The organism is Tessaracoccus luoxuelianae (genome assembly GCF_054483915.1).
Map to the genome: position 1 here is coordinate 2,642,818 of NZ_CM137013.1, position 20,503 is coordinate 2,663,320.

The 20,503-nt window shown below is 69.9% G+C and carries 19 protein-coding genes; 8 read left to right on the forward strand and 11 right to left on the reverse strand.

Annotation, left to right across the window (positions count from 1 at the left end; genetic code table 11):
* Positions 1–274 precede the first annotated feature (274 nt).
* From ACX1D1_RS12120 to ACX1D1_RS12135, 4 genes are read right to left on the reverse strand one after another with little or no spacing between them, the layout of a single operon-like run.
* The gene (locus ACX1D1_RS12120) at positions 275–1,567 is read right to left on the reverse strand and encodes a hypothetical protein (RefSeq protein WP_459054712.1); all 1,293 of its coding nucleotides are present in this window, start codon (positions 1,565–1,567) and stop codon (positions 275–277) included.
* Positions 1,567–4,068: a glycoside hydrolase family 65 protein gene (locus tag ACX1D1_RS12125; RefSeq protein WP_370586085.1), complete on the reverse strand. Its 2,502-nt coding sequence runs from the start codon at positions 4,066–4,068 to the stop codon at positions 1,567–1,569. The genes ACX1D1_RS12120 and ACX1D1_RS12125 overlap by 1 nt, the downstream gene beginning before the upstream one ends.
* Complete coding sequence (locus ACX1D1_RS12130) at positions 4,068–4,784, reverse strand: HAD family hydrolase (RefSeq protein WP_459054713.1); 717 nt, start codon at positions 4,782–4,784, stop codon at positions 4,068–4,070. Before ACX1D1_RS12130 ends, ACX1D1_RS12125 begins: the two co-directional genes overlap by 1 nt.
* Before the next feature lie 9 nt (positions 4,785–4,793).
* Positions 4,794–5,612, reverse strand: coding sequence for an Fpg/Nei family DNA glycosylase (locus ACX1D1_RS12135; protein WP_459054714.1), 819 nt, complete (start codon positions 5,610–5,612; stop codon positions 4,794–4,796).
* Positions 5,613–5,644: 32 nt separating this feature from the next.
* On the opposite strand from ACX1D1_RS12135, the gene ACX1D1_RS12140 reads away from it, so the two are divergent.
* Positions 5,645–5,791 (forward strand): hypothetical protein, encoded by a 147-nt coding sequence (locus ACX1D1_RS12140; protein ID WP_459054715.1) that lies wholly within the window; start codon positions 5,645–5,647, stop codon positions 5,789–5,791.
* 2 nt (positions 5,792–5,793) lie between these two features.
* Here the strand turns inward: ACX1D1_RS12140 and ACX1D1_RS12145 are convergent, their stop codons facing one another.
* The 4 genes from ACX1D1_RS12145 to ligA all read right to left on the reverse strand — a co-directional run bounded on the left by ACX1D1_RS12145 (position 5,794) and on the right by ligA (position 9,091).
* Positions 5,794–5,991 (reverse strand): hypothetical protein, encoded by a 198-nt coding sequence (locus tag ACX1D1_RS12145; protein WP_459054716.1) that lies wholly within the window; start codon positions 5,989–5,991, stop codon positions 5,794–5,796.
* A 121-nt stretch (positions 5,992–6,112) separates the two neighbouring features.
* On the reverse strand, positions 6,113–6,505 hold the full coding sequence (locus ACX1D1_RS12150; RefSeq protein ID WP_459054717.1) for a hypothetical protein: 393 nt from the start codon (positions 6,503–6,505) through the stop codon (positions 6,113–6,115).
* Positions 6,506–6,534: 29 nt separating this feature from the next.
* Entirely contained in the window at positions 6,535–6,981 is a 447-nt protein-coding gene (locus ACX1D1_RS12155) for a ribose-5-phosphate isomerase (protein ID WP_459054718.1), read from the reverse strand.
* A gap of 7 nt (positions 6,982–6,988) precedes the next feature.
* Positions 6,989–9,091 carry an NAD-dependent DNA ligase LigA gene (ligA, locus tag ACX1D1_RS12160; RefSeq protein ID WP_459054719.1) on the reverse strand — a complete coding sequence of 701 codons (2,103 nt, stop codon included), beginning with the start codon at positions 9,089–9,091 and terminating at the stop codon, positions 6,989–6,991.
* A 118-nt stretch (positions 9,092–9,209) separates the two neighbouring features.
* Here ligA and pepN point away from each other — a divergent pair, with 118 nt between their 5' ends.
* Entirely contained in the window at positions 9,210–11,816 is a 2,607-nt protein-coding gene (gene pepN, locus ACX1D1_RS12165; RefSeq protein WP_459054720.1) for an aminopeptidase N, read from the forward strand.
* A gap of 67 nt (positions 11,817–11,883) precedes the next feature.
* Here pepN and ACX1D1_RS12170 read toward each other — a convergent pair whose 3' ends face one another.
* The gene (locus ACX1D1_RS12170; protein ID WP_182799393.1) at positions 11,884–12,087 is read right to left on the reverse strand and encodes a hypothetical protein; all 204 of its coding nucleotides are present in this window, start codon (positions 12,085–12,087) and stop codon (positions 11,884–11,886) included.
* Between the two features lie 93 nt (positions 12,088–12,180).
* Between ACX1D1_RS12170 and pyrR the strand changes: the two genes are divergently transcribed.
* From pyrR to ACX1D1_RS12185, 3 genes are read left to right on the forward strand one after another with little or no spacing between them, the layout of a single operon-like run.
* Positions 12,181–12,720 (forward strand): bifunctional pyr operon transcriptional regulator/uracil phosphoribosyltransferase PyrR, encoded by a 540-nt coding sequence (gene pyrR, locus ACX1D1_RS12175; RefSeq protein WP_182799392.1) that lies wholly within the window; start codon positions 12,181–12,183, stop codon positions 12,718–12,720.
* Entirely contained in the window at positions 12,717–13,649 is a 933-nt protein-coding gene (locus ACX1D1_RS12180) for an aspartate carbamoyltransferase catalytic subunit (RefSeq protein WP_459054721.1), read from the forward strand. Before pyrR ends, ACX1D1_RS12180 begins: the two co-directional genes overlap by 4 nt.
* A complete protein-coding gene (locus ACX1D1_RS12185) occupies positions 13,646–14,920 on the forward strand; it encodes a dihydroorotase (RefSeq protein WP_459054722.1) in 1,275 nt (424 codons plus the stop codon). Before ACX1D1_RS12180 ends, ACX1D1_RS12185 begins: the two co-directional genes overlap by 4 nt.
* 27 nt (positions 14,921–14,947) lie before the next feature.
* Here ACX1D1_RS12185 and ACX1D1_RS12190 read toward each other — a convergent pair whose 3' ends face one another.
* Complete coding sequence (locus ACX1D1_RS12190) at positions 14,948–15,862, reverse strand: proteasome assembly chaperone family protein (RefSeq protein WP_459054723.1); 915 nt, start codon at positions 15,860–15,862, stop codon at positions 14,948–14,950.
* 238 nt (positions 15,863–16,100) lie between these two features.
* Between ACX1D1_RS12190 and ACX1D1_RS12195 the strand changes: the two genes are divergently transcribed.
* Together ACX1D1_RS12195 and ACX1D1_RS12200 are read left to right on the forward strand one after the other, a co-directional pair.
* Complete coding sequence (locus ACX1D1_RS12195) at positions 16,101–17,096, forward strand: aldo/keto reductase (protein WP_459054724.1); 996 nt, start codon at positions 16,101–16,103, stop codon at positions 17,094–17,096.
* Between the two features lie 198 nt (positions 17,097–17,294).
* The gene (locus ACX1D1_RS12200) at positions 17,295–18,413 is read left to right on the forward strand and encodes a glycoside hydrolase family 32 protein (RefSeq protein WP_459054725.1); all 1,119 of its coding nucleotides are present in this window, start codon (positions 17,295–17,297) and stop codon (positions 18,411–18,413) included.
* 3 nt (positions 18,414–18,416) lie between these two features.
* On the opposite strand, the gene ACX1D1_RS12205 is transcribed toward ACX1D1_RS12200, so the two are convergent.
* Positions 18,417–18,860: a VOC family protein gene (locus tag ACX1D1_RS12205; protein ID WP_182783636.1), complete on the reverse strand. Its 444-nt coding sequence runs from the start codon at positions 18,858–18,860 to the stop codon at positions 18,417–18,419.
* An 83-nt stretch (positions 18,861–18,943) separates the two neighbouring features.
* On the opposite strand from ACX1D1_RS12205, the gene gnd reads away from it, so the two are divergent.
* Positions 18,944–20,398, forward strand: a complete 1,455-nt coding sequence (gene gnd, locus ACX1D1_RS12210) for an NADP-dependent phosphogluconate dehydrogenase (RefSeq protein ID WP_459056584.1) — start codon at positions 18,944–18,946, stop codon at positions 20,396–20,398.
* Positions 20,399–20,503 lie beyond the last annotated feature (105 nt).

Sequence of the window (20,503 nt, forward strand, 5' to 3'; positions counted from 1 at the left end):
GTGGGGGACGGCAGGGCGGCACTGCGCAGCGGTGCCCAACCCGACCACAACCCAGCTGGCATCCCGCCCCAGCAGGCCCGACCCCAACGCCGCCCTGTCGGCCCACACCCGGACCAGACCACGCCACAAGCAGGACGAGTGCGGGGAGATCGCGTGAAGGTGGCAGTCACAACCCTTCGAGACGGCACCCGCGCCTTCGGCGGCGCGCCTCCTCAGGGAACGAAAATGGACCCACGGCGTTACGCGGGCGACCCTCCTCAGAGCGGGGAGGCCGCTAGATCGACAACCAGGCCACGTCGGAGACCGACGGTTGAGTGGAGAGTTGACACAGGAGTCGGTTCTCCGCCGCCTGCGCGTAGGCGGCGAGCCGGATTCCTCGTTCGGTCTCCCCGAGCCCGGCCGCGTAGAGCTTCGCCAACGCCACATCGGCCCCGCGGAGCGGCCTCGGATCCGTGCTGATCCGCCCGAACCCGATGGCCGCGAACGCCTGCGCCCCCAGCACGTCGAAGTCCCCCACCGGCCATGTCCCGGACCCCAGCTCGATGGGAACCAGCCCGTGCAGTGCTAGCAGCACCCCGTCGCGGCGCGACGCCCGCGCCAGCACCTCGGTGGCCGACGCCGCAGCCTCGCTCGCCACGGGAAGCCCGAGCTGCCCCGCCAGAGCGGCCGCACACGCGATCCAGGCCGTGGGTCTGTCCTGGTGCTCGCCGATCACCCTGTCGACGGCGTCGAGCAGGTCATCGGAGGCCCACGCGTCCAGCATGTGCCGCACCGCGACGTAGGCCCAGGCGTCGCTCCTCGGGCCGGAGGCCATCAGCTCGCCTCGCAGCACCGCAAGGTCCCGGAAGGCGCCCACCTCCACCGAGGTCCGCCCCCCGGGCCCCCACACCCCCACCTGCACCAGACCGGGCGGGGTGACGAGCGAGAACTCGCCCTCACTCTCCTCCATCTGGACCCCGTCAGGGACGGTGACCGTGCCGTCGGGCGCGCTGAACTCGACCGGCTGCCCGAGGGGGACGTGCCGTGCCCACGGCAACCATGACGGCTCGGCAGGGACCTCGAGTTCGTCCCCATGGTGCGCTTCGTAGGTCCATGCTGCCGACACCATCTGCCGGGGACGCACGAGCACAGATTCTTCGAGCGGGTAGGACACCCCTACCTCGTCCGACGGGGCGGACAACCCGCGCCGCTGGGTGAGCAGCCCGGGCCCGGCCGCGGAGCGCAGTGCGATCTCCCCTGACGCGCCCGCCAACCAGGAGATTGGCTCGAGGAGTCCCTCGACGCGCAGGAGGGGGCCGGGCACCGTCACCACGTCCTGGGACTGGGACTCCAGCGAGACCTCGAGGCGCATCCGCTGCCCGGAACGCACCCGCACAGTGGCGGCCACGCCGGCCTCATGCTCGACGTCGACTCCCACCGCGTCCGCGGCGGGGCGCGGGTGGCCCCAACCATCCTGGAATTCGACGGCGAGGCGGGTCAGCCTGCCCTCGCCGAGCAGTTCGAATCCGCGGGCGGTGGTGCGCGACTCGAACGCCTCGCGCACAGCGCCGGTCACTTCAGCAGTCATCAGTCAGAACTCGTCACTTCCTGGGGATGCGACTCGGGCACAATCGCGCGGACCACAGACCCGTCCTCGCGGTTCTCTCCGAGGACGAGGGGGCTGCCCTCCATAGAGGGTAGCCGCGTACCCTGATCCTCCAGCACGACGGTGACCGGCGAACCGGGCTGCACCGTCACGGCCGCCCCGCGGACGGTGAGATCGACCGCGCCGCCCTCCTCCACCTCGAATGAGATCGCCTGCGCACTCAAGCGGACCCGGAGCCGGGAGCCGCGGATCCTCAGTGGGAACGTGAGGGCCGCCCACCCCGCCGGGAGCCGTGGGTCGAACGAGATCCGGCCGTGGTGGTCACGCAGCCCCCCGAACCCGTAGACCAGCGCGTTCCACACCCCGCCGGTGGAGGCGATGTGCGCCCCGTCCCGGGCGTTGGAGTGAAGGTCCGCCAGGTCCACGTACAGGCCCGAGAGGAAGTACTGCATGGCCATGTCCTGGTATCCCACCTCGGCCGCCATCACGGACTGCACCACCCCCGAGAGTGTGGAGTCTCCCGTGGTGATGGGGTCGTAGTACTCGAAGTCCGCACGCTTCTCCTCCGAGGTGAACTCGTCGCCCTGAAGGAAGAGCGCGAGCACCACGTCGGCCTGCTTGAGGACCTGGAAGCGGTAGATGACCAGCGGGTGGTAGTTGAGCAGCAGCGGTCGCTTGTCCTCGGGTGTGTTCGGCAGGTCCCACAGCTCTGAGGAGAGGAACTTGTCGTCCTGGGGGTGGATGCCGAAGGTCTCGTCGAACGGCACGACCATCCCGTCGGCGCAGGCCTCCCACTCGTCGATCTCGGCTGGGTCCAGCCGAAGGGCGGCCGCGACGCGGCGGTACGCGTGGTCGTCGGTCGCGCGCATCTCCCGCATCAGGGCGGCGGCCGAGCGGAGATTCGCCCGGGCCATGACGTTGGTGAACATGTTGTTGTTGACCACCGCCGTGTACTCGTCGGGCCCGGTCACGCCGTGGATGTGGAACCGCTGAGTGCCGTCGGACTCCGCCCTCCAGAAGCCGAGGTCCGCCCAGAGCCGGGCCGTCTCCACCATCACGGCGGCGCCGTCGCGGTACATGAACTCGGTGTCGCCGGTGAGGTCGCGGTACTTCGAGAAGGCGAAGGCCACATCCGCATCGATGTGGTACTGCGCCGTGCCTGCCGCGTAGTAGGCGGAGGCCTCCTCGCCGTTGATCGTGCGCCAGGGGTAGAGGGCGCCACGTTGTGACATCACCGCGGCCCGCTCCCTGGCCTGGGGCAGCAGATTGACCCGGAACCTCAGCGCGTTGCGCGCCACGCCGGGCGCGGTGTAGATGAGGAAGGGGACCAGGTAGATCTCCGTGTCCCAGAAGTAGTGCCCCTCGTACCCGGAGCCGGTGACTCCCTTCGCCGCGATCCCCTGCTGGTCGCTGCGCGCCGTGGCCTGGGCCAGCTGGAACAGGCACCACCGCACGGCCTGCTGGATGTGCGGCTGGCCCTCCACCTCGACGTCGGCATCGAGCCAGAACTTGTCGAGCCACTGCCGTTGCCTGTCGTAGTAGTGCTCGAAACCGTTGTCGCGCACCCGGTCCAGCGTCCGCCGGCAGCGGTCGGAGAGCTCGGCACAGGGCACCCCCCGCGATGTCTGGTACGCCACCGCCTTGCGCACCCGCACCGGGACCCCCTCGGCGGCCTCCACGCGGAACACCTGCTTGCCGACGTCGTCCTCCGTCGACGACAAGATCTCCACCGGGTTCTCCGTGTCGACGTAATGATCGGCCCCCACCGCGATGGTCATCCCGGAGCGGCTGGTCTGGTAGGCCAACAACATGCGCTGCCCCCGGTACCAGTGCAGTTCGGGCTGCAGCACGCGCCCGTTGATCGACGAGGAGCGCCGCGGATCCCAGGATTCGCCGCCCGCGTCCGGACGGCGGTAGTCGGTGTAGCCGTCCTGCCTGTTGACAATGAGCGAGGTGACCACGACGGGGGCGCCGCCACCCGACAGCACGGTCACCTCGATCTCCATGAGGGCCAGATGCCGGTCCGTGAACGAGACCATGCGCGAGCTGCGGACCCGCACGCGCTTACCGGCGGGGGTGCGCCAGATGAGCGTCCGGGTGAGCCGTCCGCTGCGGAAGTCCAGGGAACGCTCGTAGTCGTCGAGGTCCGCCACGGACAGCACTAGCGGTTCGTCGTCGACGTAGATCTTCATCAGCTTCGCGTCCGGCACGTTGATGATGGTCTGGCCGGTGTGCGCGAACCCGAACGCCTCCTCGGCGTGCTTGATCGGCCACGTCTCGTGGAACCCGTTGATGAAGGTCCCGTGGGCGTAGCTGGGGCGGCCCTCCTCGGGGTTGCCGCGCATCCCCAGGTAGCCATTGCCGACGGCGAACAGTGTCTCGGTGACGCCGACGTCGGCGGTGTCCGGCTCCACCTCAACCAGCCGCCACTCGTCGATCGGGAACCGCATCCGGTTGAGCGGGTCGGCCGCGATCTCGCGGATCATCGCGACACCAGGCTTCCGAGGTCGGTCACGACGAGGTGCGCCCCGGCAGCCAGCAGGGCTTCTTCGCCCACACCGCGATCGACCCCGATCACCAGCCCGAAGTGGCCGGCCGCGCCCGCCGCGACACCCGAGATCGCGTCCTCGATCACCACAGATTCGCTGGCCAGGGCGCCGAGTAGTGCGGCGGCGCGGATGAAGGTGTCCGGCGCCGGCTTCCCCGGCAGCGATTCGTCGTGGGCGAGGTTGCCGTCGACGATGACCGGGAAGTACTTCAGCAGGCCTGAGGCGGTGAGTACCAGGTGAGCGTTCTTCGACGACGAGACGACCGCCAGCCTGTGGTGGCTGGCTGCCAGCTCCTCGATCAGCCGGACCGCGCCGGGGTAGGCGGCCACGCCGTCGCGTTCGATGACCGCGGTCACCGTGTCGTTCTTGCGGTTTCCGAGTCCGCACACCGTGGTCAGGGCGGGATCGTCGACGGGGCTGCCTTCCGGGATGGTGAGGCCGCGCGAGGCGAGGAGGTCGCGGACGCCGTCGTAGCGCGGCTTCCCGTCGACGTAGTTGAAGTAGTCCAACTCGGTGTAGGGGGCCTGCCCGGGGATCTCCGCGAGGAAGCCGTTGAACATCTCATCCCAAGCCTGCATGTGGACCTGTGCGGTGGGGGTGATGACCCCGTCGAGGTCGAACAGCACGGCAGCGTATGCGCTCCAGTCCATCGTCTGAGACTAGTGCGCAGCGGCAGCCCTGCGTCGGCGTTGACAGCGAGAGCACCAGTAGAGATTTCGGCCCTCGAGCACGGTGGTGCGGATCTCGGTACCGCACACCAGGCAGGGCTGACCGGCGCGGCGGTACACATAGACTTCGCCGCCGTGCCTGTCGACGCGTGGGTCGCGGCCCTGCGCCTGCGGCCCGTGCTCGTCGCGCACCGTGTCGATGCGCCCCTGCTGCACGGCGTAGCCCATCAACCCCACGAGGTCGTCCCAGAGCGCGCTCCAGGTGCGCTCGTCGATGCGGTTTCCGGGCACGGTGGGATTCAGCCGGTGCCGGTACAGCACCTCGGCGCGGAAGATGTTGCCCACGCCGGCCGCCACCCGCTGGTCCATCAGCAGCGCGGCGATGGACTTGCCCGAGCGCCGCAGCCGCTCGTAGCCCTTGGCCGGATCCGCGTCCACGCGCAGCGGGTCCGGCCCGCTGGCCTCGACCACCGCGTCCCGCTCGGCCGGGGTGAGGGTCCGGCACCATTGGGGGCCGCGGAGATCGGCCGCGGTGACGCCGTCGTCGATCCGGAGCCGGACCTGGCCGCGCGGGGGCGCAAGCGGCTCGAGGGTCAGCTTGCCGATCAGGCCCAGGTGGATGTGGACGACGTCGCCTGTGGCGAAGTCGATGAACAGGTGCTTGCCCACCGCCTCGCCTCGCTCGATCTCCGCGCCGTCGAGCGGGGCAGCCTCGAATCGTCCCTGGGGCGAGGTGACGTTGACCGGCCGGCCGCCGAAGGTGTCGGTCAGCGCGTGGGCGAGGCGGTGGATGACGTGTCCCTCGGGCATCGGCCCAGCCTAGCCGGGCGTAGCATGTGCCCATGAGCGAGGAACAGCGCCGCGAGTTCGGCCGCGACGGCATCTCGGGCCTGGTGGATCACCACCGCGCCCTGCGTGCCCGTCTGCTCCCGCCGCCGAAGCGCCCGCGCGGCGAGACCCCATCCCGGAGCGCCCCGCACCCCAAGTGAGCCTACGGTGCGATCGGCCTGCCAGCGCGGCGCGCCCGATCGAACACCATCTGGGCAGCGAACAGACTCTCGTCCGCTCCGCCATAGCCGATGTCGGCCTCTGAGAACAGCCTGTCGTGAATCCTTGCCGCCTGTTCCGGGCTAGTGATCCCGGAGAGACGGAAGAGCACGTCCAGGTCCTCCATGTCCCTGCTGCGCATGGCCCGGAGCTTCATGGCGATGAGGTGCTCGGGTGAGGCATGCTCGCCGTGACCCCTTGGGCCTGCAGGCGGGCGCCGACCTGACGCAGCAGGTCCAGCACGGCCTCACGATCCAGGGTGCTCATGCGCTCGTCAGGTCTCGCTCGTCGATGAAGATCCCCAGGCGGCGGAACTCGGCGGGTGTGTGGGCCATGGCGTTGTACTGCTGAGACGCGCTGATCCGGGTCGGCCACCAGAAGACGTTGAGGGGTTCCTTGACGGTCCATTCGGGGGCCTGCCGCCCCAGCCCATGGAGGCGGTAACGGACGGCGGCTGCGAGAAGCGCGTCCCACCGCTGGTCGCCAGTCGACGGTGGCGGCTCCAGCACGTGACTCAACAGCCCCGCCTCGGCCGCGGCCGGGAGGCGGTTGACACCGTCCATGACGAGTCGGTGGGCCATGTCGATGTCCCCCACGGCAAGCTCGCGGGAAACCGCGTCGGCGACCTCCGCCATGGTGGGCCAGGCGCGTGACATGAAACACCTCCTCCAGCCAGTAGAGCGCGTCAGCGTGCCTCGAACGCCGACAGCTGATCGATCCGACGCTGGTGGCGCTCATCGCCGCTGAACGGCGTGGCCAGGAACGTGGCGACGATCTCGTAGCCCGCCTCCAGGCTCTGCATCCGTCCGCCCAGGGCGATGATGTTGGCGTCGTTGTGCTCGCGGGTCAGGCGTGCCAGCTCGACGTTGTTGGCAAGCGCCGCCCGGATCCCCTTCACCTTGTTCGCGGCCATCTGCTCCCCGTTGCCGGATCCGCCCAGCACGATGCCCAACGAGCCCGGCTCGGCCGCCACCGCCTCGGCACAGGGGATGATCAGCGGCGGGTAGTCGTCGAGCGCTTCATAGGTGTGCGCGCCGTGGTCGACGACGTCGTGGCCGTCCTCCCGCAGCCGTTCGACGAGGTAGTTCTTCAGCTCGAACGCTGCATGGTCAGTGGCAATGTGGACTCGCATGGGGCAACTATTCCACCCCGGCCGGGCCCTCGGCCAAGAGGGTGACGAACCCGGACTCGTCGAGGATCCGCAGCCCCAACTGCTCGGCCTTGGTGGCCTTGGAGCCGGCGTTCTCCCCCACCACCACGAAGTCGGTGTTCTTGCTGACGGAGCCAGACGCCTTGCCGCCCCTCGCCAGAATTGCTTCCTTGGCGCCGTCGCGGGTGAAGCCCTCCAGTCCACCGGTCACCACCACCGTGAGCCCCTCGAGCGTGCGCGGCGCTGAGTCGTCCACCTCGTCGGCCATCCGGACCCCGGCCGCGGCCCACGCTTCGACGATGTCGCGGTGCCAGTCCACCTCGAACCAGTCGACGATGGCCTCGGCGATCACCTGGCCCACGCCGTCGGCGGAGGCCAGCTCCTCGACGCTGGCGGCGCGAATGGCCTCCATCGAGCCGAAGCGCCCGGCCAGCGACCGGGCGGCGGTCGGGCCGACGTGGCGGATGGACAGCGCGACGAGCACCCGCCACAGCGGCTGGGTCTTGACCGCCTCGAGGTTGGCCAGCAGCTTCTCTCCCTGGGCGGACAGCACGCGGGAGTCGCGGACGCCGGTGGCCGGAGGGTCCGTCAGCTCCGCAGCCTTGGCCTGTCGCGTGTACAGGTCCGTGCGGAGCAGGTCCTCGGCGGTGAGCGTGAACAGCGCCCCCTCGTCGGCGATCAGCCCACTGGCCAGCAGCGCTCCGGCGCCCTCCCAGCCGAGGGCCTCGATGTCGAACGCGCCCCGCCCGGCAAGGGCGAAGAGCCGCTCTCGGAGCTGGCTGGGGCAGCTGCGGGCGTTGGGGCACCTGATGTCCTTGTCGCCCTCCTTCTCGGGCCGCAGCTCGGCGCCGCAGGACGGGCAGCGCGTGGGCATCACGAACGGGCGCTCGGTGCCGTCGCGCAGCGCTACCACGGGCGCCACGATCTCGGGGATGACGTCGCCGGCCTTGCGGAGGACCACGGTGTCGCCGATCAGCACTCCCTTGCGGGCCACCTCGTGGGCGTTGTGCAGGGTGGCCATCTCGACGGTGGAGCCGCTGACGAACACGGGCTCCATCACGCCGTAGGGCGTGACCCGGCCGGTGCGGCCCACGTTGACCCGGACGTCCAGCAGCTTCGTGTTGACCTCCTCCGGCGGGTACTTGTAGGCGATGGCCCACCGTGGGGCTCGCGACGTGGACCCCAACCGGTCCTGCTCGGCCAGGTCGTCGACCTTGACGACGATGCCGTCGATCTCGTGACTGAGGTCGTGGCGGTGCTCGCCGTGGTGCTTCACGAACCCGGCCACCTCGTCGGGCGAGGAGACCACCACGAACGTGTCCGGCACGGGCAGGCCCCACTCCCGCATTCGCGCATAGGCCTCACTCTGCCGGCTGAACTCGGCCCCCTCGACGGCGCCGATGCCGTGGACCAGCATCCGCAGCGGCCGCGACCCCGTGACGGCCGGGTTCTTCTGCCGTAGCGACCCGGCGGCGGCGTTGCGGGGGTTCGCGAACGGGGCCTTGCCCGCCTCGACGAGGCTCTCGTTGAGCGCCTCGAAGCCGGCCACCGGGAAGAACACCTCGCCGCGTACCTCGAGCACGGCCGGGGCATCCCCCGACAGTCGGTGCGGGACGCCGTCGAGTGTGAGGACGTTGGGCGTCACGTCCTCCCCCACCCGCCCGTCGCCGCGGGTGGCCGCGACACTCAGCCGCCCGTCGAGGTACAGCAGGTTGACTGCCAGTCCGTCGATCTTCAGCTCGCACAGGTAACGCTCGGCGGGGGTCCTGGCCAGCCAGGCCGCGAGCTCCTCGTCCGAGAACACGTTGTCCAGGCTCATGAGCCGGCGCCGGTGCTCCACTGGCTTGAAGTCCGTGACCCGGGCTGCCCCGACCCGCTGCGTGACGGAATCGGGCGTCACCAGCGATGGGTGCTCCCGCTCCAAAGCCTCAAGCGTGCGCATGGCCGCGTCGTAGTCCGCGTCGGACAGGGTGGGCGCCGCAGCACCGTAGTAGGCCTCCTGCGCCTCCGTGAGCACCTGGTTCAGCTCTGTCCAGCGCCTACGGAGATCGGGGGAGGTCACCCCCGACTCCGCCTCGATGTGCTCGCTCATGGGGCCATGGTTCCACCATCACGGGCGATTCGACCACCCAAATCCCACGCCACAGGGCGAATGACCATCAGAATGGGGTCCAGTGAGAGGCGTCCCGCCACGGCTGGGCGTCGTAACCATGAACGAGGAGGCCCAGATGGGTACGGCGAACATCACCCGCGACGAGGCGTCGGAGCGGTCGCGCATCATCTCGACGGAGGCCTACCGGGTCACGGTGGACCTCACCGGGCGCGACGTCGCCGACCCCGAGCGTCAATTCGTCTCGACGACGTCGCTGGCCCTCACCGGGCACGGCGGACAGACCCACCTGGACCTGATCGCCGACGAGGTGCGTGAGGCCACGGTCGACGGCGAGCCGCTCGACACCTCCGGCTACGACGGCTACCGCCTCCCGCTGCCGCACCTCGACGAGGGGCCCCACGAGGTGGTCGTCCTCGCGGTGTGCCGCTACTCCAATTCTGGCGAGGGCCTCCACCGCTTCATCGACCCGGCCGACGGTCGCACCTACCTCTACACGCAGTTCGAGGCAGCGGATGCGCGGCGCATGTACGCCACCGCCGAGCAGCCGGATCAGAAGGCAACCTTCCAGCTCACCGTGCTCGCCCCCGTCGAGTGGCTGGTGTTCACCAACGCCCCGAGCGTGGCGCCCTCGGACATCGGCGACGGCTTCGGCCGCTTCGAGCACGACGCGACCCCGCGGATCTCCACCTACATCACCGCCCTCGTGGCCGGAGACTTCCACGTCCAGCGCGGCGTGATCGCCTCCGCCGCCGGCGAGGTGCCGGCCTCGGTGGCCTGCCGTCAGTCCCTGGCCCAGTACCTGGACTTCGACAGGATCCTCACCACCACGCAGCGCGGGTTCGAAGTGTTCGAGACCGCCTTCGGCGTGGCATACCCGTTCGGCACCTACGACCAGATCTTCGTGCCGGAGTTCAACGCCGGCGCCATGGAGAACGCGGGCTGCGTCACGTTCCGAGACGAGTACCTGTTCCGCTCCCGCGTGACCAGCCGCGAGCTCGACGCCCGCGACAACACCATCCTCCACGAGCTGGCCCACATGTGGTTCGGCGATCTGGTCACCATGCGGTGGTGGGACGACCTGTGGCTCAACGAGTCGTTCGCCGAGTGGGCCTCCCACTTCGCCAACGCGGAGATCGCCGAAGCCTTCGGCACCGGCGCCGACCCGTGGGCCTCCTTCAGCAACGAGCGCAAGGCGTGGGCCTACCTGCAGGACCAGCTGTCCACCACGCACCCGATCGCGGCGGACATGTCGGACCTGGAGAAGGTGGAGCAGAACTTCGACGGCATCACCTACGCCAAGGGCGCCTCCGTGCTCAAGCTGCTGGTCTCGCTGGTGGGCAGCGACGCGTTCCTCGCTGGCGTCACGCAGTACTTCCGCAAGCACGCCTACGGCAACACCGAGCTCTCGGACCTGCTCGACGAGCTGGAGGAGGCCTCCGGCCGCGACCTGTCCTGGTTCTCGGCGCAGTGGCTGGAGACCTCAGGCGTCAACACCCTCTCCGCGGACTTCGACGTCGACGACGAGGGCCGCTTCACGCGCTTCGCGGTGACGCAGAGCGCGCACCCCGGGTGGCCCACGCTCCGCACGCACCGGCTGGGCGTCGGGCTGTATTCCCTGGCCGACGGCGCCCTCACCAGGAGCCACTACGCCGAGGTGGACATCTCCGGGGAGCGCACCGAGCTGCCTGAGCTCGTCGGCGTGGAGAGGGGCGACGTCGTCCTCCTCAACGACGGAGACCTCACCTACGCCAAGGTGCGCCTGGACGCGGCGTCGGCGGCCACGCTGGTGGAGCACATTGGCGGGCTCTCGGATCCGCTGGCCCGCGCCGTCGCGTTCACCTCCTTCTGGGAGATGACGCGCGACGCCGACCTGCGCGCCCAGGACTACGTGGCGCTGGTGCTCGCCGGGCTGCCGAGCGAGCACGACATGGCCGCGGTCTCCACCCTGCTCGGGCAGGCGGTCACCGCGTCGCTGTCGTTCACGGCGCCCGAGCTGCGCGAGGAGGCCAACGTCAAGCTCGTGGCGGGCCTGGCCAGGCTGCTCAAGGGTGCGCCGGCCGGTTCCGACGAGCAGGTGCTCATCGCCAAGGCGCTCATCGCCAGCATCCGGGCCGACGCCGGGGTGACGCTGCTCAAGGGCTGGCTCGTCGACGAGGAGGTCCCGGAGGGGCTGGCCATCGACACGGCCATGCGGTGGGCCATCACCTCGGCGCTGGCCAAGCTGGGCGCCATCGGCGAGGACGAGATCGCGGCCGAGCTCGAGCGGGACAAGACCTCCGCGGGCGCCGAACAGGCAGCCGGGGCGGGCGCGTCGCTGCCCACCGTCGAGGCGAAGATGGAGGCGTGGACGCGCGCCACCGACGACCCCTCGATCCCGAACGAGACCCACCGCGCGCTGTGCATGGGCTTCTGGCGGTACGGCCAGGACGACGTGCTTGAGCCCTACCCGGCCGCGTACCTGGACCTGTTGGGGAAGATCTCGCGCCGCGAGGGCACCTGGGCGGATCGCGGGTACGCCACCATCGGCACCGCACTGCGCTGGTTGTTCCCGACGCCCCTGGTGGATGAAGGGCTGGTGGCCACCGTCGACGCGTGGCTGGTGGACAACGAGCCGAGCGAACAGGTGAAGCGCGCCGTCACCGAGCGGCTGGACGAGGCCAAGCGTGCGCTGCGCGCGCAGGCCAGGAGCCGCGCCGAGGGGTGACAAGACGAAACGACGACGGAGGGGCGGACCATCAGCGGTCCGCCCCTCCGTCGTCGTACGAGGGTGCTCAGAGCTTGCGCACGGGCTCCAGCTCGGCGGCGCGCGCATGCTCCTCGCGCTGCTTGCGGGCGAGCTTCGGACCGAAGGCCAGCAGGGTGACGATGGCACCGAAGGCCAAGGGGAGGATGACGGTCAGCATGAGCAGCGTCAGATCAGACGCCGGCTCCGGCTGGGGCCAGCCTGGGAGGACCTCAAGGGGGAGCAGAATCATGGGGGCACTCTAGCCGAAGAGCGCCCACCGGGACAGACTCCCGGCTCGGGCGGAGGGCCGGGTGCGATAGATTTCCCTCGACTAGGAGGTGCGATGGAACAGGCCCCGCGAACGGTGATGACCGCCGACGACATGTCCTACGCGATGACCCGGATGACCCACGAGATCCTGGAGCGCAACCACGGCGCCGACGGGGTGATCCTGCTCGGGATTCTCACCCGCGGCGCCCCGCTGGCCGAGCGGCTGGCCGCGATCGCGGCGTCCCAGGGGCACCGGCTTCCGGTGGGCCGGCTGGACATCACCATGTACCGCGATGATCTCCGCGCGCAGCCCACCCGGCCCGTCGGCCGCACGGTGCTGCCAGAGAGCGTCGACGGGAAGGTGGTGGTGCTCGTCGACGACGTGCTCTACTCCGGCCGCACCGTCCAGGCTGCGCTGCACGCGCTGGCCGACCTCGGACGCCCACGCGCCATCCAACTCGTCACGCTCGTGGACCGCGGCCTGCGCGAGCTCCCCATCCAGGCCGACGTGGTGGGCAAGCACCTGCCCACGGCCCGCGCGGAGCGTGTCCGCGTGACGCTGCGCGAGATCGACGGCGAGGACCTCGTGACCATCGAACGGACGGCCCAGTGAAGCACCTTCTCAGCATCGCGGACCTCAGCGCCGAGGAGATCACCTCCATCCTGGATCTGGCCGTGGAGATGCACGACGTGCAGTCCCGGCCCATCAAGAAGCTCCCCGCGCTGCGAGGCCGCACCGTCGTCAATCTGTTCTTCGAGGACTCCACCCGCACCCGCTCGTCGTTCGAGCTGGCCGCCAAGTGGCTGTCGGCGGATGCGATCAATGTCGCGGCCAAGGGCTCCTCGGTGTCCAAGGGTGAGTCGATGCGCGACACGCTGCTCACCCTCGACGCGATGGGCGTGGACGCCATCGTCATGCGGCACTCCGGTTCCGGCGCGGTGCGCCAGGCTGCTGGGTGGGTGCGCGCGTCGATGATCAACGCCGGCGACGGCACGCACGAGCACCCCACACAGGCGCTGCTGGACGCGCACGCGGTGCGCCGGCACTTCGCCCGGCACGGGCTGGGTGAGGTCGCGGGGAAGCGGGTGGCCATCACCGGTGATCTGCTCCACTCGCGGGTGGTCCGCTCGAACGTGCTGTTGTGGGCGAAGCTGGGCGCCTCCGTCGTGCTGGTGGCGCCGCCGACGCTGCTGCCGCCGGGCGTGGAGAACTGGGGCGTCGAGGTGAGCCACGAGCTCGACCCGGTGCTTCCCGGGGCGGACGTGGTGATGATGCTGCGCGTGCAACGCGAGCGGATGAGCGGCGGCTTCTTCCCCTCCGAACGCGAGTACATCGACGGCTACGGGCTCACGCCCCGCCGCCTGGCGATGCTCAAGGACGGCGCCTGCATCGCACACCCAGGGCCGATGAACCGCGGTCTTGAAATCTCGTCGGCGGCAGCCGACTCGGCACGCTCCATCATCCTGGACCAGGTTTCGTCCGGGGTCGCGGTGCGGATGAGCGTGCTCTACCACCTGCTCGCTGGAGAGGAACAGTCATGACGGCAACAGTGCTCCGCGGGGTGCAGCTCCCCGATGGCACCCGCACGGATCTGGTGATCGAGGACGGCGTGTTCGTCGATTCTCCCTCCGGGGAGGCCACCGTCGTCGACTGCGACGGCCTGATCGCCCTGCCCGGTCTGGTGGACGTGCACACGCACCTGCGTGAGCCCGGCCGGGAGGACGCGGAAACCGTGGCCAGCGGTGCTCGGGCCGCGGCCCGCGGAGGATTCACCGCGGTCCTGGCGATGGCCAACACGCAACCGGTGACGGACACGGCGGAGAAGGCCGAGCACGTGCACGACCTCGGTGTCGCGGCGGGCCTCGTCGACATAGCTGTCATCGGCGCGATCTCGAAGGGCCTGCGCGGCGAGGAGCTCGCCGAATTGGGGCTGATGAACCGCTCCAGGGCCAAGGTCACGGTGTTCTCCGACGACGGCATGTGCATCCAGAACGCGGCGCTGATGCGGCGGGCGCTGGAGTGGGTCAAGCCGTTCGGCGGCGTGATCGCCCAGCACTCACAGGAGTCCAACCTGGCAGGGCCGGGCGCCTGCTGCCATGAGGGCGAGATCTCCGGCCGGCTCGGGCTGGGCGGGTGGCCGCCGGTGGCCGAGGCCACCATCATCGCGCGCGACGCGATGCTGGCGGAGACGACAGGGTCGCGGCTGCACGTATGCCACATCACCTCGGCCGAGGGCGTCGAGGTGGTGCGCTGGGCCAAGGCCCGCGGCATCGACGTGACCGCCGAGGTGACCCCGCACCACCTGCTGCTGGGCACCGAGGAGCTCGAGGGCTACGACACCGTCTACAAGGTCAACCCCCCGCTGCGGACGCCCGAGCACATCGAGTCGCTCCGCGCCGCGCTGGCGGACGGCACCATCGACGTGGTGGGCACGGACCACGCCCCGCACGCCCCTCAGGACAAGGATCACGCCTTCGTCGACGCGAAGCCGGGGATGATCGGGCTGGAGCAGGCGCTCTCGGTGGTGATCGAGACGATGGTGCTCCCGGGCCGCCTGGACTGGGCGGGGGTCGCGGAGCGGATGAGCCACACGCCCGCGAGCGTCGCGCGCCTCGACGGGCAGGGCAGGCCCCTTGCCGTGGGCGAGCCGGCCAACGTCGTGCTCGTGCACCCCACCCGCCGCGCGCCGGTGGACCGCGACGCTTCGGCGTCGCTCAGCCGCAACAACCCGTATCACGGCCGCGACCTTCCGGACCCCGTCGAGGCCACCTATCTGCGCGGCCGCGAAATCTATCGGAGGGCCCAGGACTGAGGGTCCGCCACTGCTAGCCCGAGAGCGTCAGTCGGTCTCGTCGTCGGAGACCGTCCGCAGGAAGTTCTCGAACTCGGCGCCGAGCTGATCGGCCGAAGGGATCTGCGAGCCCTCGGCCCACAGGTTCGGCAGGTGCTGCCCCTGGACGAACGCGTCGTACTGCTGCTCCAGTGCGGCCACGATTGCGCTGATCTCGTCATTGCCTTCCACCTCGGCGGCGATGGCGCGACGGGTGGCTTCGGCCTTCGCGACGAGGGCGTCATTGGGCAGGTTGAGCCCCGTCAGGTCGACGATCGCGTTGAGCGCCGCCAGGGCCCCCTCGGCGAACTCCGAGGCAGCGAGGTAGTGCGGGACGTGAACGGCGAAGCCGGCGGCGCGGTGCCCGGCCTGGCCCAGACGCAGCTCGAGGAGGGCGCCGATCGAGGCGGGCACCTGCACGCGGCCGAACGGCGACTTCACCTCACCGATGAGGGTGGCGTCCGTGGCGTGCGCAGTGATCCCCACGGGCCTGGTGTGCGGCACCCCCATGGGGATCCCGTTGACGGTGACCACCAGCGTGACCCCCAGCGCGGCGACGATCTCGCGGATGGCCTCGACCATCCGGCCCCACTGGAAGTCCGGCTCCGGTCCGGTGAGGAGGTGGTACCCGTGCCCGTCGCGGTCCGTCAGCCGGTGCAGCACGATGGCGGGGGCCTCGTACTCCGCCCACCTGTTGGTGTCGAAGATCATCACCGGGCGGCGGCCCCGGTAGTCGAAGAGCTGGTCGACGTCGAAGGAGGCGACCACCTCGGCGTTGCCGGTCCCGATGAGGTGCTCGCTGAGCATGCCCTGGACCTGGCCTGCGTCGATGAAGGCCCCCAGCGCCACCAGAAGCACGCCTGAACCCGGATCGTTGCGGCCCGCCTCGGTGGTGAAGCGGTAAAGGTCAGATGGGTTCTGCACGGCACAAGCCTTTCACGACGGTTGAATCATTCACGGCTAACCTCCGGATGCCCCCACGGATTCCCACCCACTCTACGCGGTGCCCACGACCCTCCGTCGACGGCGCAGCGCCGGTCCCTGGTACTGACAGAGCCTCCCACCATCGCGCCCAGCGACATACCGTGGCCTGGGTGGATCACGAAGGACGTACCCCCTCGGCAGCAGCCACCCCGCATTCACACGCACCACAAGGAGAAACATGCTGCAACGTACCCTCGGCCAAGGACTGGTCGTCAGCGAGATCGGCCTGGGCTGCATGAGCCTCACCGGCGCCTACGGCGCCACCGCGAACGTTCCCCGCGAGGAGGCGATCGCCCTGATCCGGCGCGCCGTCGACCTCGGGGTCACCCTCTTCGACACCGCCGAGGTCTACGGCCCCTTCACCAACGAGGACCTGGTGGGGAAGGCCCTGGAACCGGTGCGCGACCAGGTGAAGATCGCCACCAAGTTCGGGTTCGCCTTCGAGGAGAACGGGGTCCCCGCGGGAGGCGTCTGCAGCCGCCCGGACAGCATCCGACGCGCGGTGGAGCACTCCCTGCGCCGGCTGCGCACGGACCACATCGACCTGTACTACCAGCACCGTGTAGACACCAGCGTCCCCATCGAGGAGGTGGCAGGCACCGTCAAGGAGCTGATCGACGCCGGCAAGGTGCTTCACTTCGGGCTGTCCGAGGCGTCCGCCGCGACGATCCGGCGGGCACACGCCGTCCAGCCGGTGGCGGCGGTACAGAGCGAATACTCCATGTGGTGGCGCGACCGCGAGCAGGATGTCATCCCCGTGCTCGAGGAGCTGGGCATCGGGATGGTCCCGTTCAGCCCGCTCGGCAAGGGCTTCCTCACCGGCACCATCGACGCGTCGACCACGTTCACCGAGACCGACTTCCGCGGCCGGACACCCCGCTTCCAGGGCGAGGCCCTGCAGGCCAACCTTGCGCTGGTCGAGAAGCTGAACCAGGTGGCGGCCGAGGTTGGCTGCACGCCCGCGCAGCTCGCGTTGCAGTGGGTCCTCCATCAGAGGCCGTGGATGGTTCCCATCCCGGGCACCAAGCGCATTCAGCGCCTCGAGGAGAACGTCGGCGCCGCGGCCGTCCAGCTCAGCGACTCGCAGCTGGCCGAGATTCGGGATGCCGCCGATCGGATCGTCATCACGGGCGCCCGGTACCCCGAGGAGTTGGACCGGATGACCAACCTGTAGAGAACGCATCAGCCAAGACAGAGGCAGCCTCCGCGACCGTTCCCGACGGGGGGTTCGGGAGGGTCGCGGAGGCTGCCGGGCAAGCCCAGCCGAGGATCAGGACAGCAACGAAAAGCCGCCTTTGTCTAGGGTTTGTTCAATGTTGGTGAAGGTGACTTTTTGCCACCCGGACCGGCCGGTTCGCCCTAGGCTCGCGGCATGAGGCTGCACTACCGCTCCCCCCACGGCTGGCTCAACGACCCCCACGGCGTCATCCACCGCCCGGACGGCTACCACCTGTTCCACCAGCACTCACCCTCCACCGCCGAATGGGACAAGGCCATCCACTGGGGCCACGCCGTCGGCGAGGACCTGTTCAGCCTGCGCTACGTGGGCTCCGCGTTGGAGCCGGGCGACGGCGACGAGGGGATCTGGACCGGCTGCATCGTCGAGGACGAGCGCGGACTGATCGCCTACTACACCTCGGCCCGTGAGCCCGTCCTCGGGCTGGCTTCCATCAGGACCGCCCGCCCCGTCGACGAAGGCCTGCGCACCTGGGTGAAGGGGCCCGTCGTCGCGACGCCGCCGGAGGGACTGGGGATCAGGGACTACCGCGACCCCTTCGTCCTCCGCGACGGAGACCTCTGGCGGATGATGGTGGGCTCCGACTCGGGCTCGGGCCACGCGATGATGCACGGCTATGTCTCCCGGGACGGCGAGACGTGGACCTACGACGGTGTCGCGCTCAGCCGTCACAAGGATGAGAACGAGGGCGCCTGGATGGGTGCGCTGTGGGAGTGCCCCCAGGTGTTCGAGGTGGACGGTTCGTGGGTGATGCTCACCTCGGTCTGGGAGGCCGGCACTCTGCACTACGCGGCGTATGCCGTCGGGGGTTTCACCGGCGGCCGATTCGCCGCCCGCAGGTGGGGGCGGTTGACCTACGGCACCTACTACGCGCCCACGGTCTTCCGTGACGCCGACGGCCGCCCATGCGTGATGGCGTGGACCCGCGAGGTGCGCGGCGACGGCTGGACAGGCTGCCTCTCGCTTCCGTACGTGATGAGCATCGTCGACGACACGCTGACCCTCACGCCCCACCCGGACCTGGACCGCCACGCCCCTCAGGGATCGAGCGAGCGCTTCACGTGGCTTCCCGAGGGGCTGCTGGAGCCGGCCGACGGTGTGCGCCTGGAGGTGGTCGATCAGGAACTACGCCTGACCACGCCCGCGCTGACCGCGAGCATGCCGCACGACGGCCGCGCCGTCGAGGTGGTGCTGGATGATGAGGTCATCGAGGTGATCGGCGGGCTGGGACTGCTCGGGGGCCCGACGCGCTGAGCCCTACTCGACGTGGCCGGCGGCCAGCAGCCTGCGCAGCTCGATGCGACGCATCGTGAGGAGCTCCTTCATCACATGCGGGCCCCAGTCCGGGTCCGCCATCAGCGTGGGCAGTTCCGCGGGCAGGATCTGCCACGAGATGCCGAACTGGTCACGAAGCCATCCGCAGGCCTGCTGCTCCCCCGCCTCGCCGATGAGCGCGTCGGAGAAGGTGTCGATCTGCTCCTGGGTGTCGCAGGGCACCTGGAACGAGATCGCCTCGCTGGGCGCGACCCGGGCGCCGTTCATGGCCGTGAAGTGGCAGCCTAGAACCGTGAACTCCACCACGAGGGCGGACCCGTCCGGCCCACGGTGGATCTGCGGGGCAGCGCCGCCGAAGACCTCGACGTAGCGGGCGGCCGCCTGCTCCGCCTCGGTGGCGAACCAGAGTGTGGTCGTGAGGCGCATGGCGGATCCAATCGCTGGTGGGCCGGGACGTCCTCCGATCCTGCCAGATAGGCTCGTCGGGAACCTGACTTCCTGACGAAGGGATCGATATGACTGAGGCGCAGCCGGCCAACATCGGCGTGATCGGGATGGCGGTGATGGGCTCGAATCTCGCGCGGAACCTGGCCCGCAACGGCCACCGCGTGGCGGTGTACAACCGCACCACCTCCAAGACCGATGCCGTGATCGCCGAGCACGGTCACGAGGGCGACTTCCGCCCGTCCGCCGAACTGGAGGACTTCGTCGCCTCCCTGGAGCGGCCCCGCCGGATCATCATCATGGTCAAGGCGGGCGCGGGCACGGACGCCACGATCGACTCCCTCCTCCCGCTTCTGGAGGACGGCGACATCGTCGTCGACGGCGGCAACGCGTTCTTCGAGGACACGAGGCGCCGCGAGGAAAAACTACGCGGGCTGGGTCTGCACTTCGTGGGCGCGGGCATCTCCGGCGGCGAGGTGGGGGCGCTCGAGGGTCCCTCGATCATGCCGGGCGGCTCCCCGGAGTCCTATGCGGCGCTGGGGCCCATCCTGGAGTCGATCTCGGCGAAGGTCGACGGCGAGCCCTGCTGCACCTACATCGGCAGCGACGGCGCGGGCCATTTCGTCAAGATGGTGCACAACGGCATCGAGTACGCCGACATGCAGTTCATCGGCGAGGCCTACGAGCTGCTCAAGGCGCTCGGCCTCAGCCACCAGGAGATGGCGGACACGTTCGCCACCTGGAACGACGGGGACCTGGACTCCTACCTGATCGAGATCACCTCGGAGGTGCTGCGCAAGGTTGATGACTCCACGGGCCGTCCCCTGGTGGAGGTCATCGTCGACGCCGCCGGCATGAAGGGCACTGGCACCTGGACGGTGCAGTCGGCGCTCACCCTCGGCACGCCGGTCAACACCATCGCCGAGTCGGTGTTCGCCCGGGCCATCTCGTCGTCGCCCGAGCTGCGACGGGCGGCGCAGGCCGCGCTGCACGGCCCGGCCGGCACCATCGGGGTCGATGACCGCGCCGCGTTCGTCGAGCAGATCCGCCAGGCGCTGTGGGCGAGCAAGGTGGTCGCCTACGCCCAGGGGCTCGACGAGATCCGCATGGCCGCCGAGGAGTACGGCTGGGAGATCAACGTGGGCGAGGTGGCCAAGATCTGGCGTGGCGGCTGCATCATCCGCGCCAAGCTGCTGGAGCGGATCCGCTCAGAGTACGCGGCCGGCCAGCTGGCGACGCTGCTGGAGGCGCCCTCGGTCGCGGCGGGGCTGGCGGAGGCGCAGGACGCGTGGCGCTCCGTGGTCGCGGAGGCGGTCCGGGCGGGTGTCCCCGTGCCCGGGTTCTCGTCGGCGCTGGCCCACTACGACCAGGCCCGGGCGCCGCGCCTCAACGCCGCCCTCACGCAGGGCCTGCGCGACTACTTCGGCGCCCACACCTATCGACGGGTGGATCGCGAGGGATCGTTCCACGTCAACTGGTCCACCGACGGTGCGGAGGTGGAGGCCACCGACGCCCACTGAGCTGCCAGTGTGAGTCCTGTGGGGGTAGTCACCCGCAGGACTCACACCCGGTCGCAGGGGTGTTGTCCGTTGTGCCCGAAGTGTTGTCCGTGACCTGAGATTCGC